Source organism: Izhakiella australiensis, from assembly GCF_002006995.1.
Taxonomy (GTDB): Bacteria; Pseudomonadota; Gammaproteobacteria; order Enterobacterales; family Enterobacteriaceae; genus Izhakiella; species Izhakiella australiensis.
This window is the reverse complement of the sequence record NZ_MRUL01000034.1, coordinates 1-15732: the sequence shown is the minus strand read 5'-3', so window position 1 is coordinate 15732 and position 15732 is coordinate 1. Positions and strand designations below refer to the sequence as shown.

General features: G+C 53.1%; 21 protein-coding genes and 4 pseudogenes. 14 read left to right on the top strand and 11 right to left on the bottom strand.

Going from position 1 to position 15732, the window contains the following annotated elements:
• Positions 1–443 precede the first annotated feature (443 nt).
• From BTJ39_RS24995 to BTJ39_RS23420, 3 genes and pseudogenes are all read left to right on the top strand, one after another.
• Positions 444–686 carry a hypothetical protein gene (locus BTJ39_RS24995; RefSeq protein WP_176110420.1) on the top strand — a complete coding sequence of 81 codons (243 nt, stop codon included), beginning with the start codon at positions 444–446 and terminating at the stop codon, positions 684–686.
• Between the two features lie 62 nt (positions 687–748).
• A pseudogene (locus BTJ39_RS23425) lies at positions 749–1402 on the top strand (IS6 family transposase).
• Between the two features lie 122 nt (positions 1403–1524).
• Positions 1525–1713, top strand: a complete 189-nt coding sequence (locus BTJ39_RS23420) for a hypothetical protein (RefSeq protein ID WP_078005088.1) — start codon at positions 1525–1527, stop codon at positions 1711–1713.
• Positions 1714–1736: 23 nt separating this feature from the next.
• On the opposite strand, the gene vapC is transcribed toward BTJ39_RS23420, so the two are convergent.
• The gene (gene vapC / locus BTJ39_RS23415) at positions 1737–2135 is read right to left on the bottom strand and encodes a type II toxin-antitoxin system tRNA(fMet)-specific endonuclease VapC (RefSeq protein WP_078005086.1); all 399 of its coding nucleotides are present in this window, start codon (positions 2133–2135) and stop codon (positions 1737–1739) included.
• Positions 2135–2362 (bottom strand): toxin-antitoxin system antitoxin VapB, encoded by a 228-nt coding sequence (gene vapB, locus BTJ39_RS23410; RefSeq protein WP_078005085.1) that lies wholly within the window; start codon positions 2360–2362, stop codon positions 2135–2137. Before vapB ends, vapC begins: the two co-directional genes overlap by 1 nt.
• 191 nt (positions 2363–2553) lie before the next feature.
• Between vapB and BTJ39_RS25500 the strand changes: the two are divergent.
• The 3 genes and pseudogenes from BTJ39_RS25500 to BTJ39_RS23400 all read left to right on the top strand — a co-directional run.
• A pseudogene (locus BTJ39_RS25500) lies at positions 2554–2652 on the top strand (hypothetical protein); the annotation flags it as partial.
• A 115-nt stretch (positions 2653–2767) separates the two neighbouring features.
• Positions 2768–2956 (top strand): hypothetical protein, encoded by a 189-nt coding sequence (locus BTJ39_RS23405; RefSeq protein WP_078005084.1) that lies wholly within the window; start codon positions 2768–2770, stop codon positions 2954–2956.
• An 8-nt stretch (positions 2957–2964) separates the two neighbouring features.
• Positions 2965–4109: pseudogene (locus BTJ39_RS23400) on the top strand (IS91 family transposase).
• 1122 nt (positions 4110–5231) lie between these two features.
• Here the strand turns inward: BTJ39_RS23400 and BTJ39_RS23390 are convergent.
• The 6 genes from BTJ39_RS23390 to BTJ39_RS23365 all read right to left on the bottom strand — a co-directional run bounded on the left by BTJ39_RS23390 (position 5232) and on the right by BTJ39_RS23365 (position 8209).
• Entirely contained in the window at positions 5232–6134 is a 903-nt protein-coding gene (locus BTJ39_RS23390) for a Replication protein (RefSeq protein ID WP_241825969.1), read from the bottom strand.
• 142 nt (positions 6135–6276) lie between these two features.
• On the bottom strand, positions 6277–6348 hold the full coding sequence (gene tap / locus BTJ39_RS25495) for a RepA leader peptide Tap (RefSeq protein WP_078005087.1): 72 nt from the start codon (positions 6346–6348) through the stop codon (positions 6277–6279).
• Positions 6349–6574: 226 nt separating this feature from the next.
• Positions 6575–6829, bottom strand: coding sequence for a replication regulatory protein RepA (gene repA / locus BTJ39_RS23380; RefSeq protein WP_078005081.1), 255 nt, complete (start codon positions 6827–6829; stop codon positions 6575–6577).
• Positions 6830–6968: 139 nt separating this feature from the next.
• Entirely contained in the window at positions 6969–7271 is a 303-nt protein-coding gene (locus BTJ39_RS23375; RefSeq protein ID WP_078005080.1) for a hypothetical protein, read from the bottom strand.
• On the bottom strand, positions 7268–7681 hold the full coding sequence (locus BTJ39_RS23370; RefSeq protein ID WP_078005079.1) for a hypothetical protein: 414 nt from the start codon (positions 7679–7681) through the stop codon (positions 7268–7270). Before BTJ39_RS23370 ends, BTJ39_RS23375 begins: the two co-directional genes overlap by 4 nt.
• Before the next feature lie 9 nt (positions 7682–7690).
• Positions 7691–8209, bottom strand: coding sequence for a phospholipase D family nuclease (locus BTJ39_RS23365; RefSeq protein WP_078005078.1), 519 nt, complete (start codon positions 8207–8209; stop codon positions 7691–7693).
• Positions 8210–8295: 86 nt separating this feature from the next.
• Here BTJ39_RS23365 and BTJ39_RS23360 point away from each other — a divergent pair.
• The 6 genes and pseudogenes from BTJ39_RS23360 to BTJ39_RS23335 all read left to right on the top strand — a co-directional run.
• Positions 8296–9039, top strand: a pseudogene (locus BTJ39_RS23360) (conjugal transfer protein TraH); the annotation flags it as partial.
• Between the two features lie 2 nt (positions 9040–9041).
• A complete protein-coding gene (traG, locus tag BTJ39_RS23355) occupies positions 9042–11879 on the top strand; it encodes a conjugal transfer mating-pair stabilization protein TraG (RefSeq protein WP_078005076.1) in 2838 nt (945 codons plus the stop codon).
• Between the two features lie 29 nt (positions 11880–11908).
• Entirely contained in the window at positions 11909–12439 is a 531-nt protein-coding gene (locus BTJ39_RS23350) for a hypothetical protein (RefSeq protein WP_078005075.1), read from the top strand.
• A gap of 32 nt (positions 12440–12471) precedes the next feature.
• Positions 12472–12897: a hypothetical protein gene (locus BTJ39_RS23345; RefSeq protein WP_078005074.1), complete on the top strand. Its 426-nt coding sequence runs from the start codon at positions 12472–12474 to the stop codon at positions 12895–12897.
• A 260-nt stretch (positions 12898–13157) separates the two neighbouring features.
• Positions 13158–13394, top strand: a complete 237-nt coding sequence (locus tag BTJ39_RS23340; protein WP_078005073.1) for a type II toxin-antitoxin system CcdA family antitoxin — start codon at positions 13158–13160, stop codon at positions 13392–13394.
• Between the two features lie 2 nt (positions 13395–13396).
• Positions 13397–13711: a CcdB family protein gene (locus BTJ39_RS23335; RefSeq protein ID WP_078005072.1), complete on the top strand. Its 315-nt coding sequence runs from the start codon at positions 13397–13399 to the stop codon at positions 13709–13711.
• Positions 13712–13863: 152 nt separating this feature from the next.
• On the opposite strand, the gene BTJ39_RS24990 is transcribed toward BTJ39_RS23335, so the two are convergent.
• Positions 13864–14001, bottom strand: a complete 138-nt coding sequence (locus tag BTJ39_RS24990; protein WP_176110419.1) for a hypothetical protein — start codon at positions 13999–14001, stop codon at positions 13864–13866.
• Positions 14002–14316: 315 nt separating this feature from the next.
• Here BTJ39_RS24990 and dqlB point away from each other — a divergent pair, with 315 nt between their 5' ends.
• Positions 14317–14412: a DinQ-like type I toxin DqlB gene (gene dqlB / locus BTJ39_RS25325; protein WP_277869803.1), complete on the top strand. Its 96-nt coding sequence runs from the start codon at positions 14317–14319 to the stop codon at positions 14410–14412.
• Between the two features lie 104 nt (positions 14413–14516).
• Here dqlB and BTJ39_RS23330 read toward each other — a convergent pair whose 3' ends face one another.
• Entirely contained in the window at positions 14517–14996 is a 480-nt protein-coding gene (locus BTJ39_RS23330; RefSeq protein WP_078005071.1) for a GNAT family N-acetyltransferase, read from the bottom strand.
• Positions 14987–15259 (bottom strand): type II toxin-antitoxin system TacA family antitoxin, encoded by a 273-nt coding sequence (locus BTJ39_RS23325; protein ID WP_078005070.1) that lies wholly within the window; start codon positions 15257–15259, stop codon positions 14987–14989. Before BTJ39_RS23325 ends, BTJ39_RS23330 begins: the two co-directional genes overlap by 10 nt.
• 167 nt (positions 15260–15426) lie before the next feature.
• Between BTJ39_RS23325 and BTJ39_RS23320 the strand changes: the two genes are divergently transcribed.
• Positions 15427–15732 (top strand): helix-turn-helix domain-containing protein (locus BTJ39_RS23320; RefSeq protein ID WP_139356346.1); only part of this gene is annotated, 306 nt, incomplete at its 3' end.

Genomic DNA, 15732 nt, shown 5'->3' with positions numbered 1-15732 from the left:
CTCGGCCTGCTTGAGGATGGCCATGATCTGGCTGTCGGTAAAGCGTGATTTTTTCACAGAGATCTCCCCGGTTCAGATTACGAGAAAATTCTACTTATGAACACACCGGTTTTTCGGGGGGATTACCCATACATGGGCTTAACCAATCATAAACTAATTACTAATTACTAATTACTAATTACTAATTACTAATTGCTCAGTATTTTCGATCGAAATCGCGTGATTAATCATAAAAACAAGTCAGTGAGCGCATTATCAATCGTTAAAGAAAATACTAAGGGGATGATGAAAACAGACTGAGCACGGCCTGTCCGAAGACGCAACCATGAGCATCCACCCTGATGGCATCCAGCGAAGCCTCAAGGAGGAGTGTTTTCTCGTAACGCTCCCGCTTCAGATTTCCGCGCATCCGGTACAAACTCTATTTGTCCCGGCCCCTTCCGTTGCAGGTGTATCTGTCACTCACCTTTTATCCGCTTCTTCATTTCGCGGCGGTGCTTACCGTGATCCTCACCACATTCGGCAGAGCAGAAAGACGTATCCGCCACTACAGTCTCACCCTTACACCCTATGCAAAAGCCATCCGGGCTGATCTGATCAGTGGTGGTTCCATCGCTGAAATAGCAGCCGAAAGTGCACTGTTGCAAAAATCCGGAGATGATAAACTAATCGCCAACGTTTGCTGACAGAGCAGCACATGAATCCATTCAAAGGCCGGCATTTTCAGAGTGACATCATCCTCTGAGCGATACGCTGGTACTGCAGCTCACGGTATCAGCTACCGTGAGCTGCAGGAGATGCTGGCTGAGCGTGGTGTTAATTCGATCACTCCACGCTTTACCGCCGGGTTCAGCGTTATGCGCCTGAAATGGAAAAGCGAATGCGCTGGTACTGGCGCAACCCTTCAGAGCTCAAACCGTGGCACATTGACGAAACGTATGTGAAGGTGAAGGGTCGCTGGGCTTATCTTTACCGGGCTGTTGACAGCAGGGGCCGTACTGTCGATTTTTATCTTTCACCACGACGTAACAGCAAAGCCGCCTAACGGTTCCTGGGGAAAATTCTCAACAACGTTAAGAAGTGGCAGATCCCGCGCTTTATCAACACGGATAAAACGCCCACCTATGGGCGGGCCCTCGCTCTGCTCAAACTTGAAGGCCGGTGTCCGGCTGACGTTGAACACCGGCAGATTAAGTACCGGAATAATGTCATTGAATGCGATCATGGCAAGCTGAAAAGGATAATCAGCGCCACGCTGGGATTCAAATTGATGAAGACTGCTTACGCCACAATCAAAGGTACTGAGGTTATGCGCGCATTACGCAAGGACCAGGCCTCACCATTTTATTACGGTGATCCCTTGGGCGAGACGCGCCTGGTGAGCAGATTCTTTGAAATATAAGGCTTTTAATAACAGACAAGGCTACCTCATCAATAACTTTGCAACAGTGCCAAAGCTTTTCGGGTCAGGGACTGGTCAGGATACATCATAAAAAAACAGTATATTACCTGATTACCCGCTTAATGCGTCACAACCGTGGTGACGGCGAAGTGGTTGATATCGCACAGTATGAAGCCAGTCAGGCTGAACAGCAGACCATGAGACAGCGGGCCATGCAGCGCCGGGAAGAGACCAATATCAATACCGACAGACATCGGCGCGAGCTGGCCGAAGTTCATCATGGGGACTGCGAACCGGGAGATGAATTCTGATGATGAGCATTAGCCTGAAAGGATCAACACCAGTCTTCGATACGCAACCCGTTAATACGTGCAAATTCTCGTGTGTTGTTGGTGACCACGATCAGTCCACGACTGCGGGCGTGGCCGGCGATCATCAAATCAAATGGGCCGACAGGGAGTCCTTGTCGGCTCAATTCGGCCCGAATCTGACCGCTGTGCGCGGCGGCGGGCGCATCGTAATTCAGGACATCGAGCCGCGCGATGAAGCCCTCGAGTACTGCCAGATTGCGTTCCGGTGCCTGGCTTTTCTCCGCGCCGTAAATCAGCTCCATCAGCGTGACCGAACTGATGCACAGGCGAGACGTATTCAGGCTGAAGCGCTCTCTGACGTGAGCGGGCTTGTTCCTGATGGTGAAAATGCACGTGTTGGTGTCCAGCAGGTACTTCAGCATCAGAACGTCTCTCGTTCCTGCATCGGGGGTTGGTCGCGTGACGTCATGAAATCGGCGCTGACATCCTCATCCCCGAACCAGCTGTCCCAGCCCTCGCCGGCCGGCGTGATGATACGGATACGGCCAACAGCGATAACCTCCACTCGTTTGACATTTTCAGGCAGCGCCACTGCTTTCGGCAGACGAACGGCCTGGCTGCGGTTGCTGAGAAATACGGTTGTTTCCATGACACACCTCCAAATGTGGATATACAAACTGTATATCCATTGTGGTGTGTCGTGTGGGATATGTCAATGGGATATGTCTTTTGTTGGCCAGGACAGGTTGGTTGAGGGGGCTGCAGCTGATGAGCATTGGCTAGGCTGGACCCGCCGGCAAAGCCGGCGGCTATTACACCCATCAGGACAACTACTATGTGCTGGGTACCCATGCGGTTGTGGCCAACGTCACACAGCATGACGGCAAGTGGCAGCCCCTGTCCTCCGATACGGTCGTCAAGACCGGATTTATCGATAACAGGGCAGCCTGACAGCTGCAAATCAAAAACCCCGCCATCTGTTTGCTCTATCGTAGCCAAACCCTGAGTGGAATATGTATGATCTGACAACATATTTTTCTCAGAGACCGTCACCATGATGACCCGTAAGAGTATCGATACCGTCCTGCTCTCCGTTGCCGCTGATAAGCTCTCGCAACGTGAATGGGACTGGATAAAGTTAATGAAGCCCATGGATCCGCCAGCTACAATGGTTGCCAGCGCCATACTGGAACGCCGTGGTAATACTGAAGCTCTGGGGCGGCTGCCACAGACACAAGATTAATCCGTCCCATGCTGTCCGGTTTTACCCCGCGTCCGCTTAAAAAGTTGTTCACTGCCAACCAGTGCTGGACCACCTTCCTTGACGCCGGCGGCCTGCGTGATATCGAAGTGGAAGCCGTAACAAAAATGTTGGCCTGTGGCACCCGCATCAGCGGCGTGAAGGAATATGGCTGCGATAATCCCGGTTGCCGGCATGTTAAATACATCACCAACGCCTGCCACAGCAGGGCCTGTCCGTCCTGCGGTAAAAAAGCCACTGACCTGTGGATTGCCGCGCAGCTTAACCGGCTGCCGGACTGTGACTGGCAGCATCTGGTCTTCACCCAGCCCGCCTCGCCGTCGACAACCTGCTGTATGCCGCAGGAAAACGCGGGCTGGATATCGGTATATTCTGCGCCATTCATACGTACGGCCGCCGCCTTAACTGGCATCCCCATATTCACGTCCCCGTCACCTGCGGGGGTATTAATAAGCACGGGAAGTGGCGAAAAATAAGTTTCAGTAAGGAAGCCATGCGCGCCAGCTGGATGCGGAATGTCCGTCAGCACCTGCTGAATGTCTGGTCTGAAGGCGTTGCGCTTCCGCCGGAGCTGATGCATATCACCACAGACTCACAGTGGCGGACACTGATACTGACGGCTGGGGGTCAATGCTGGTACGTGTACATGTCGAAAAAGACTGCGGGCGGCAAAAACACAGTGAGATATTTGGGCCGTTACCTGAAAAAACCGCCGGTAGCCGGTTCCCGGCTGGCGCACTACGCTGGCGGTGCCACGCTGAGCTTCCGCTATCACGACCACAATACGGGAGAGCAGGCCACGGAGAAACTGACGCAGCATGAGATGGTGGCCCGCCTGAAGCAGCATATCCCGGAGAAACACTTCCGGATGGTGCGCTATTTTGGTTTTCTGGCCAACCGCGTGTGCGGGGAAAAACTGCCGCAGGTTTACAGTGCGCTGGGAATGAAAGAACCCGCATCGGTGGTAAAGGTGTGTTACGCGCAACTGAGTAAGCAGCTCCTGCGCCGCGATCCGTTTGAATGCATCCTGTGCGGCGGGCGGCTGTCTTACCGTCGGGCGATCGCGGGTCTGAATGTGCAGGCCCTTAAAGCGCATGCGCGGGATATCAGCCTGATGCGGTACGTACCGGCCTGACGCAGGGCAGATCTGTCTGTTGCACGGTGATCGTATATAAAACAGGCAGTATCAGTATAAAAAAACACCGCCTATCCTGAGCGCAGAGCGTTTGCTACTCCAGCATGCCACGCTGATGAAAATTTCACCACCCTACTAAGAGGGACGGATGGTTTGAATTTCCTATACGTGAACGTGAGTTTTCGCTCCACTGAGCGTCAGATCCCTTATATCACATGCATACCAGACTGGTGAGCAGTGCGCAGCCGGTCCACTGAATGACGCAAAGCGTCATGGAGGCGCCAGCTGGTGTTGAATATGGCTCTGTCAGTGAGTGGCGCCGTAGCCCGGCGCAGCCGGTTACGTTGTTGACAGGTTCTGCCAATCAATCCTTTCCCCCTGCCAGACCATACCCCGCTGTAAGCGATACAGAAGCTTCTGTGCGCCGTCGGAGTGATTCCGGCGTAGCCGGAATGTATCTCCGCGTTATGCGGGCCGTAAGGGCCGCTTACGGGCGTGTCACTCAGGACTTCCAGCGACACTACTTACAGCGGCTCAGTTTTTTAGTTACATCATCCATCATTAAAAGCGACGTTGTTCCGGCCCTCAGGGCCGGGGCAGGGCCGCTTTTCAGGGGTGGGGCCGTGCTGTGAAGTTACAGATACGCGCTTAACGGGTGACAGGGGTAAATTACCGGATGTTGTAATTAAAGCGACCGCAGCTGCAATGCCCCGGGCTTGCCCGGGGAGCTACCTTCTGAAGGCGTTCAGTGTCTGCACAATGCGTGGGGGACCGTTTGCCCCGAAGGGGTGCTACTCCTGAAGCCATGCCACAGGCTGGCTCATGAGTACTCCCTTTCTGAAGGGCATGTTTTGTTCAGGATTAACGTTCGGAATTAGCACTTTTACGGGCTGTCCGTTCGGAATTAATGCCGTATCACATGCAGCGATGAAAACAAGTCCGAAATTAAGCGTTTTATTTTTGCACAATTCGGCTTGCCGGCGTCATAACGTCATCTCCGTCGTGGCCGGCACGGACACTGATGGCGGTTTCAGGGCGCAGAAATACCTGCCGGCAGCGCAGTTTTCCGCGCCGCGCCAGCACAAAAACCGCGAAGGACGCGGTGGGTTAAAAGATGGGGTATCAGAGAGTGATGCCGGCGCTTTCCAGCAGCAGCCGGTAATACTGTTCGGGGTCCGTGCTGTGCAGAAGCGGGTGCTCAGCCTTCACGACGTTTTCCATCCGCAGCTGCGCGGCGTAAGTGCATCCGCCGCCGCTGACCCAGCGCCGCCAGGCGCTTTCATAGCGGTTGTTGCTTTTGCCTGCGCGCAGCTGACGCAGCTTGCGCGCCTGCTCGTCCAGTACCGCGCCCAGGTCTTCCTGCACGCGTTCTTTCTCGGCCCGCAGTTCCGGACTGACCACCCAGCGCTTTATTTTTTTGAGGCGGTTTTTGAGGGCATGGTGGCTGTCGATACTGATACCCAGCCGCGCCATTTTAAGCTGGTGACGCTCGTATTTCTGGCGCATGGATTCTGCCACGCCGCTGGCCACCGCCCACTGGCGGTATTTGTGCAGCCAGGCTCTCACGTTTTCCACCGTCATGCCGCGCGAGGTAAAACAGGTTTCGGTCAGAAAAATGCGCATTGGTTTGTTCTGGCCGGTGTCTGAGTCTTTGTCGCGGTGAACCACAACGTAGTCCAGCTGCTCCAGCACGCGCAGGGCATTCAGCAGAATGTCGTAGGCTTTGCGGCCGCTTTCATAGACGTGCAGCACGCCCATGCGGCGCGCAAGCTCCTCGACGGGCATCATCACTTCAAACATATACTCGCTGTCGGGGCTGTAGTCACAGTTCGCGGCAAGCACCAGCGACAGCGCGGTCAGCGCTTCACGGCTCTCCGAACGCGGGGTGATGCGCATCGGCTTCGGCCGGAATGACGGATCGAACATGCGGGTGTAAGGGGTGTACCCCTGCCGCCGCAGGGCAATCAGGTCCGTGTTACGGCGCCAGTCGTGGCCACGAAAACACGCCACGACTTTTGCGGCCATGCCACGGGGAATTTTGCCATTGAAAACGGGCTGATGATTACGGTGCGTTTTTGGCAGTCCTTTCCGGAGGCGATTGGACTCGCCGCGCCGGGAAGGCCGGTATGCGCCTGCTGTGTCAGACTGTTTAAGAGGGATTACCGCGTCAGCCACTCCTGCCTGCGCTTATGTTGCGCTTAAGGAGTGAGCACAGAAAGTATTGTTTTTTTCTGAGCATGCATCTATACTCCCCGCATAGAGCAACAGCTTCTATGCAGATTATGTGATGCCCCGTTAATCTTTCCAGCCCGCCAAAGCGAAGAGATTATCGGGGTTTTCTTTTTTCTGAAACCGGTTGTTTGTTCCGCTTCAGTTCCCTGCCACCTTATGGCGTGGCCCGCCAGAATGTCTTAACGATCCGTAATCTATCACTAGTCCTTCAAAGGTTCAAGAAAGTAAGCCCTTTAATGTTTTCCCCTGCATCTCGCTTCTTTCTCAATGAGTTGCTTCAGAATATCGGCTTGATTTAAACCATCCTGTTTACACATATCCATTAAGAGAGCTTTTATCTCAGGTTCAACAAAGACTTTTATCTCTTTCCTTGATTCCTTTTTTCGAGCAATTGAAAGACGCTGTTTGTCTGCATCACTCAAGGGGTTACCTTTCCTGTAAGTGCGCTTCTGTTTCGGCTGCGCAGCAGTTGACTGTTGCTGTGGCATGGGGCCTCCTCAGAAAAAATTAAAACTTTTCGGCAGAATAGCATAGTGATACAGGTAATAGATTCACTTTTTTGCAGGGCGGTCAGCAGGCGAACTGACCGGCCGGGCGATTACGGGGACGTCTCTGAGCCTCAGCGGGTCAATATGACCGCAGCCAGAAGCACACCGGGCCGTCGCCCGGATCGTGTATCGATCCTATAAACCAGGCATCCTCGTCCGGCGCAACAGGCTGCCAGTGACGCACATTTCCCCGGCCTCCCGCGTCCCACGCGAGCCAGGCGGCCGGGTCGTCATACTGCATCACACTCACTTCGCACTGCAGCCGGTGCTGATGCAGGAATGCGGCGAATTCTCCGGGCGTCAGCCCCTGTAGCGCCGGGTGTGTTCCGAAGCCCCGGCGGTCGCGGATGACCGGCTCCGGGTCAAATGTCGCTGTCTTCATGATGACCTCCGTTTTTTTCTGAAAGGGCGTGCGAACATCAGCACGGTGGAGGTACCGGCATCATCTGCCAGCTCCGGCGTCAGGCCGTAGTGTCTGGCCAGTACCGTGGTCAGGATGAGGATATCCACCACGTCAGGCAGCGAAATTTCCAGGGCCGACAGCCGGATATGCTCCGGTAAAAGCCGGGTGAGGCTGATTTTCCCCTCCCGGATGGTCAGGTACAGCTTCACGTTCCCCCCGCTGCTGAAAACAAGCTCCGTCACCGCCTGCCCCGCCCGGTAGCAGGTCAGCATGATGTTGTCGATGCCGGGCAGGTTATCGCTGAAGCCCTTCAGGAAGGCGTCAAAGGACCCCGAGCGCCATATCCGGTCTCCGGTCATAACCTCAGCAAGAAAGCGTTCTTTTGTCATTGCGGTTCCTCACTTATGCACCGGCGGGCGGCGGGTGAATACGAGGTCAGGCACCCGGGCGGCCAGTTCCGGCATGTCGCGTATAACCAGCGCGTTCTCGCTGTTGCGCTTTTCCGCTGACCGCGTGTAGTTGAAGCTGCCGGTTTCCACCGTGCGGCCGTCGGTGATAATTATTTTGTCGTGCAGGATGGCGTACTGCCCGTTGGTGCGCACCGGGATACCGTGGCTCACCAGCAGGTTCATGGCGGCCCGGCTGGTTTTACTGCGGTTGCCCCTGTCGTCAAGCACCACCTTCACGTCCACGCCACGGGCCTGCGCCCGGACAAGCGCCTGCACGATATCCGGCGCGGTGAAGCTGTAGCCCGCCAGGCGTATTTCCTGCGTGGCAGCGTCAAGGGTGTTCAGAACCAGCGTCTGCGCCGTGCCTTCCGGCGAGAAGCCCACGCTGACGCCAGGCGCGGACAGGCCGGCCAGCGGGCACAGGAGTATCAGGCCGCTGACCAGCAGCGGCAGGCATCGTTTCTGCATTGCATTTCCTTTAAGGGGGTCGTGAGCAGACGGCGGTTTTTAACCGCGTCTGTGAGGGACCGGCCAGCGTCTACAGCAAGGCGTCTGACGAGGAGAAAAAGCGTATTCCGCGCAACCGCAACCTGACATGGGACACGTTCAGCAAGCTGAACCAGTTTTTTAGTAACGATCGTGAACTGAAGGAGTTCATCATGTCGATGGTCGGCACCGTCATTTACGACGCGCAGGGCAACCCGTCATTCCTGGCGCCGCGCGGGGGCAGCGAAGCGATGTTCAACACGCTGCTGAACGGCGGTACCGAGAAAATTTACCGCTGTAATGATAATAATACCTGCCTGCAGCCGGTCGTTGCTGAGCTGACGCTTTCTGAAAACGAGGGCATGACGGCTAAAGTGCGCAACATGCTGAACGATATCTTTCAGAAAAGCACCACCGATGCGGCGCTCACCGGCGATGAGCAGGCGCTGATATCCAGCACCCGCGTGCAGCTGCTGCGCTACACCATTGATTCCGCATCGGTCGGGCTGGACCAGTCCGTGGTCAGCAGCCTGGCGGAATACATTGCGGCTGACATGGTGATGTCCTACATCAATGGCCTGATTGACGTGGCGCAGAGCGGCGCGGCCGGGGCGCTCGATACGGAAGAAGAGAATAAACACTTTCGCGAAAACCTGCGTCAGGTACGCAACGAACTGAGCCAGCGCGTAGGGCGTATTCAGGTGCAGCAGAACGGGCTGGGTGAGTTTGAGCGTAACCTGTCTCAGCTGCGCCAGCAGCTGTCCACGGACGTATCTGACACCATGATGTCTAACTATGACTTCGGAGGCTGAGGATGGCCATTGATATCTGGGTAACCAGCAGCGGCGGCATGATAACGATGGGGCTGAACGCCGTGGCCGCGATGATGAGGGATACCGGCTGGAAGAGCGTGATGTGGATTGCCGAGGTGCTGGGCATTCTGACGTGTATTTATACCTACTTAAAAAGTCACGATCTGCGCGTGATGTTCTACTGGGCGTTCACCTTCGTCATCGTCACCGCGCTGCTGCTGACGCCAAAGGTGACGGTGGTGGTTAACGACCTGACCGCCCCGGATACTGTCGGGCGCGTGGATAACGTTCCTCTGGGGCTTGCCGCCCCGCTGTGGATCGTCACCGGCACGGGGTATACCATCGCCACCACCTACGAAAATTTCTTTCACTTTCCGGATGAACGGACCTACACCAAAACCGGGATGATGTTTGCCTCAAAGCTGATGCAGGACAGCTTCACCATCGCCGGACGGGATCCGGTGCTGGCCATCAACATGGTGGCCTACACCAAAAACTGCGTGGTGCCGGATATCATGCTCAACCACAAGTACAGCATGCAGGACGTGATGACGTCGGCAGAGGTGCAGTCGGTTATTTTCAGCAAGCCCAGCCCGCTGCGCGGCATCTTCTGGCGGGACGCCGCCGGCAGCGCCTTTATGTTCTGCCGTGACGCCGCTCCGCGCCTTAAAAATCTGCTGGCCATTCAGGGCACGCCGGAGAGCAGCACCTTTATGTACCACGCGGCGCGCATGCTGCCGGGGGCGACCTCGCCGGCAACGGCTTATGCCAGCCAGCTGGAGGGAAGCTATAACTACTTCTTCAGCAGCAGCCAGTCAGCCAAAAACATCATACTGCAGAACGTGGCGGTCGCCGGACTTCGCCGTGGGCTGAACAGCTACGTGAAGGGCATGAACGACACCGCCTCAATGGTGGATATTGCCTCAGAACAGTCGCTGATGAAGCTGCGCCTGTCCCATGCGGTCAGCTATGCCATCGCCACCGAGGTGCTGCCGCAGCTGCACACGGTTCTGCTGCTGTTCTGCGTGTGTATCTTCCCGGTAATGGTACTGGCGCTGTTCGTGCGGGAGATATCAATGACCGTGTGTAAAAACTACCTGAATTTTATGGGCAGCCTGATGCTCTGGCCGGTGATGTTTGCCATCTTCAACTTTGCGGTTAACTTTGGCACGCAGGGCAGCTTTAACGCCAGCGGGCCGACGCTCTCCAACATGAACCGCCTGATGGAAACCAGCAGCACCACGGCGGGAATAGCCGGGTGGCTGATGCTGTCGATACCGTTCCTTGCGTTTAAACTGTTCACCCAGCTCGGGCAGAACTTTGCGAGCCTCAGCTCCAGCCTCGGCAGTGCCCTCGGTGGGGCATCCACGGCCGATGCCTCTGCGGTGGCCTCCGGCAACTACAGCATGGCCAACATGCAGATGGAGAACATCAACGGCTTCAAGACCAACCTGAACCGGGAGTACCGTGAAGGAAACACGTCGATGCAGCTGGGGAACGGGGCAATGGAGACCCATACTGCAGCGGGCCAGACCGTCTGGGATGCCTCGCCGGGCATCAGCCGGCTACCGGTTGACCTGAACTGGGACCGTCACCTGTCCAGTGCGGCGCAGAAGATGACCCGCGACAGCATGAGCCAGACCGAAACGGCGCTCAGTGGTTACAACCACTCTGTTCAGCAAACGGCCTCACAGCTTAAGCAGTTTCATGATCAGTTCGGTAACAGCGACACGCAGACTCTGGCGGCCTCTACCGGCATGAACATCACGGATGCGGAGAAAGTACATAAGATGATGAACATGGCAGATGAGTTCAACAACCGATATAACCTTGGCAGAACTGAGGGATATTCAGAACTGCAGAATAAATCACGTGATCTGGCGGTGAATGCGGGTATAAGGGGGCTGGCAGGATTTGACTCCAGTAAATCCCTGTGGGGTAAAGCCGGGCAGTGGGTGACTGGTGCTTCTGCCAAAGGTGATATTCATGCTGGACTGGAAGGGACTGCCCGGACGGGAGCCACCTCTCAGACAACGGAAGATGGCCGGAAAGGACAGGATTATGGCCACACGCTGTCGGCGCGTGAGGCGAAGGACTTCAGTGAAGGGCTGGACGTATTGCGTAACTACAATATGACCCATAATGGTCAGCATGTGGATACGAATGCCTCCGGTCTGATGAACCAGATATCTGCCGGTATCACCGCCTCTGATAGCGCGTATCAGCAGTACACCACCAGTCAGTCGCATACCCACGAACTGCAGCGGATGGCTTCCGAAACGGAAACGCTCAGCGCCGGCGCGAAGGAGAACTACAACCAGCAGTTTGCGAAATGGGTTAAAGAGCGGACGCCGGAGCAGGCTCAGGACATCCTCACCAACGCATCCGATACGGATGTTTCACAGCGTCGCGAAGGGCTGGTGCAGCAATTTGTGGATGAGAAGCTGCGCGGTCGCATAGATGGCAATTATGAAAGTAATGCCGGTCAGACGGGGCAGGGCATGACGTCTCCGGCCAACACTGCTGGTGCGCAGTTCGGTGGAGCATACAACAGCGCCAATAACCAGATTGATGGCCATGTGGCTGATAATAATATCCGCACTGATGTGAAAAAAGATGTTGATGATGTGCAGCGTGTGATTAAAAATAAATCAGCTGATGCTCGACATAAACTGGAAGAAGGCCGTTCCGTCACACAGCAGGGGGGGGACAATCGTAAGCAGGATATGGAAAACATAGATAGGGAGTACTCCATAAATAAAAATGCAGCTGATAAACAACAAGAAAAAACAATTGTTAATCCTCTAGTAAATCATTCCTATAAGGATTATACGAAATGAAAGGACTGATTGAATGACAGGTGATAAAAATGATGACATATGAACAGATTGAAAAAGATTCAAAAGCGATTGCTTCCTTAATGTCTGAGTCTAAAAGGGAAGTTCCTAGTTTTTTTTCAATGTTTGGTAAAGTAAAAATACATTTTATTGCATACTGTACTTTTGCGTTGCTCAGCTATTTTTCACTTCCGACTCAAGATGGTTTTTTACTTTGGTTGTTTTTTTTGTTTTTTGGGTTGTTTCATTGGCTTGTTATTTTTGCGTTCGTAGCATCATATGCGGGAATTTTTGCCATGCTTGATAAGGATATACTTAACCGTTTTGAGTTAAGCCGAGTTATAGGTAAGAAAGTGAAAGTGTATGGTATGGTATGGTTTTTTCTGATTTTGGTATCAGGTGTTGTTAGTTTGGTGAGCGAGTGGAGTCTGATACCATTGGTGATTGGTAATTTTATAACGACTTTAATTGCCTTATTCGTATTTAATGTGGATATCTCCCGCTATCAGATCGCAGGTTTTTTTGGTGCAGTTGCTGCTGCTAAAGAAAAGATGGTTAATTGAAATTATCATAATTTAAGACAGGGATGCTAAAGATGTTTAAATGGTTGGCGGGCAGGTTAAAAAATAAAAAGATAACTACTCAGCTATCTTCAGCGGAAGAAAATATCAAAAAGCATCTTGTATCCTATGCTATCAACGTTTCTCTTCGTGAGAGCGATGCCTTTGAAGGGATGCACGAATATATAAGTATGTTCAAAGATGTAGGCGAGCTACCTAAGAGGAAATATCCACTACTTTACTGGTGGGTAAAAACTGATGGCAAGAATGGCTCACCTGTTTTGAGCATCAATACGCCAAGGGTAAGCAGAATTATGTATGAGCTGACATGCAGTGAAAAACTGGAAATTGATAAGGAAACGCTCGAGAAAGTCATTTCTGATGCAATTGAAGAATTTTTCTCGTTAAGTTTAAGCGCTTTCAATAAAACCATGAAAACGGTAGCTGAAGTAAAAAGGTAGGGCACAAAAAAAGCCCGACTGGTGAGATCGAGCTTCTTCGTTTTTCCTGTCCCGGCGTTCAGGTCAGAGTGGAACCATCCTCAATTGACAAATAAAGTCTACGTATAATGAACCATGAATGCAAAAATGCAGCCTGTGATACAGCGGCAATATTAAGGGTGTCTATACCGGAACCCAGATTTCTCCGCACATTGCCTTTTTGGTGTTATGCTACGTCTAATAAGCCGTGTTTTCTGCACGGCATTTGACGCGAGGTCTTCATGGCTACAACACAACGAGCAACGCAAAGCGTTACCATGACTGTAGAACGAGCTTTACTCAGCCGTGCGCGTGAGGCTGGAATAAATCTCAGTGCCACCCTGACCGCAGCCCTTGATGCCGAGCTACGCCAGTACGAAGCGAAAAAGTGGCAGGAGGAGAATAGCGAAGCGCTGGAGGCTCTTAACCGCTTTCACGATGAACACGGTTGTTTCAGCGATGAGTACAGGACATTTTAAAAATGCAGTTCACTGTATACAGTAACACCGGGAAGAGTAGCATCTATCCCCTGCTGCTTGATGTAACCAGCGATATTATCGGACAGTTGAACCGCAGGATTGTGATCCCCCTGCTGCCTGTCGAAAAGTACCCAGGCAGTACACGGCCTGAACGGCTGGTTCCGCTTATCAGACTGGCCGATGATAACGAATATGCAGTTATGACGCATGAGATGGCGAGCATCCCCGCCCGCTCTCTGGGGGAGATGTTCTGCGATGTTTCCTCTTATCGTACAGAGGTCAAAGCTGCTATTGATTTCCTGCTTGATGGTATTTAATGGAGGTTTGTCAGAAACCTGGATTTTTCAGCGGACTGGAACCTCGGGCGTTGTCACGCAGACGGACTGTTGAGTGACGAGCATTAAAACAACAATTTTGACGCTGAATTCCATCACATAGACCGTAATTTATTTAACGTTATGAAAATTAGCTAGTCTTTAGCTTTGATGACTGAGTTTTCTGGAATTCCGGCGTAAAACCCAGAAAAGAGAAATAGAGCCAGTGATTCAGCGGAAATGTCATCCGATGGGCGCAAAAAAGCCCGACTGGTGAGATCGGGCTTCTTCATTTTGACTTCTTCCGGCGCTCAAACCAGAGTTGGAGCATCCCCTTATTGACGATAGAAGCATACGTCCAGTGAGCCATAAATGCAAATTTCCGCAGTTGAAGGTATACTGCGCCGGTCAATTTAGGGTTGCGTTCAACCTCTCAGGTCTGCCGCTCAGGCGGCTTAACGGATTAAAGCCCTGGCCGGGTAACAGGTGGTGCTGATCCGGTGCTCAGGCCAGAGTGGAAGTATCCCCTTATTGACGCAGGATAACTGCTGCGACAGGCAATGTAAGAGTAACCAGCAGGCTTCCCACTCCTTAACCGGAGTAAACGGATGATTAATCTCTTAATCATCGCTCTGCGTGCAGTGGTTGCGCTGGCAAATGCGCTGATCGCTGTACTGGAGCTGATCCGCCAGTTTATCGACTGATGACAGTGGAAACGTAGCTAAGGTCGGGAGAACACCACTCCCGGCCTTTAATAAAACAGTGGGAATATGCGACTTATATGTCAGTATACGTTCTGCCATTTTTGTCACCACAAAGGTAAAAGTAGCGTTTCTGGCTGTATACCTGATGGTATAAAACCCCAGTGTTCGTAGAAGTCTCTGGCGTTATCAGAAAGCGCGTGAACAAGTAATGCCCGGGTTCCTACATGCAGAGACACTTCTTTAGAACGCAGTATCGCATCTTTAAGAAGCCCGGAACCAATACCCATTCCCTGCCAGTTAAGGTCAACACCCAGACGGCCAAGAACAAGGACGGGAACCGGATCCGGCATATTCCGTCGCACTGCTCCCGGAGCTATATGCCGCTGTACGCTTCCTGTGGCCAGCGCATAAAAGCCGACGATGTTATCACTTTCGCTGCTGCAGACGACGAACGTCCGTGACGCGCCACTGGTCTGATTTTTCAGAGCGCTGCGTCTGAGCCAGTCGTCAAGGCTCAACTCTGAGCAGTGAAAATTTGATGTGACATGTTTTTTTTCCAGAAGAACCGGTGGCGTTATTCCCACGGAGATTTCCGCTTCATCAGCGCCTCAAGTTTCGTGTTCTCTTTCACTGGTGTCTCGATAGCCTTAATAAACGCACTGAACTGAACCTCGTCAGCAACAAACAGACGCTGGTCCAGTAATACGTCCTGCGCCTCCCTGCAGGCCGCCTCAAGCACAAAATCTGTACGTGACTTGGACAGCAGTTTAGCTGCCCTGTCGATGATATCCCGTTGTGACGCTTTAGCTCTGATGTTGATGGGCGTTTCTTTCGTTTCTGCTCTCATTGTGACCTCTGTGTAATAGATTGCTATACACCTTATCATAACTGAGTGTGTAGCAAACTACTACACGCCTATTGTATTAGGCGACAATTACCCCGTCCGATTCGCGACAATTACTCTGGCCTGTTTGTAACCTTAGCGTCCCGTTTTTTCCCCACCCGGGAGAGGTTGTGGCGCTGAATATCAGGCAGGTCAGTTTTTACATGACTCAACGTAATAAAGGTCTTACCCAGGAAGCCGCTGCGGCTACTGCGGGCATCTCGGTCCGTTCAGGCCGGCGTATTGAAAAAGGACAGTGGCAACCGTTCGGGGAGCGACACTGGCGGACCCGCCAGGATCCTCTGGAGGATGTCTGGCTGAGCGACATTCTTCCCTTACTTGAATCCCGGCCGCAAATCTCGCCGGCAACGGTTCTTGAGTATCTGCAGGAGAAATATCCGGGCAAATATCCTGATAAGCTGCGCAGGACGTTACAG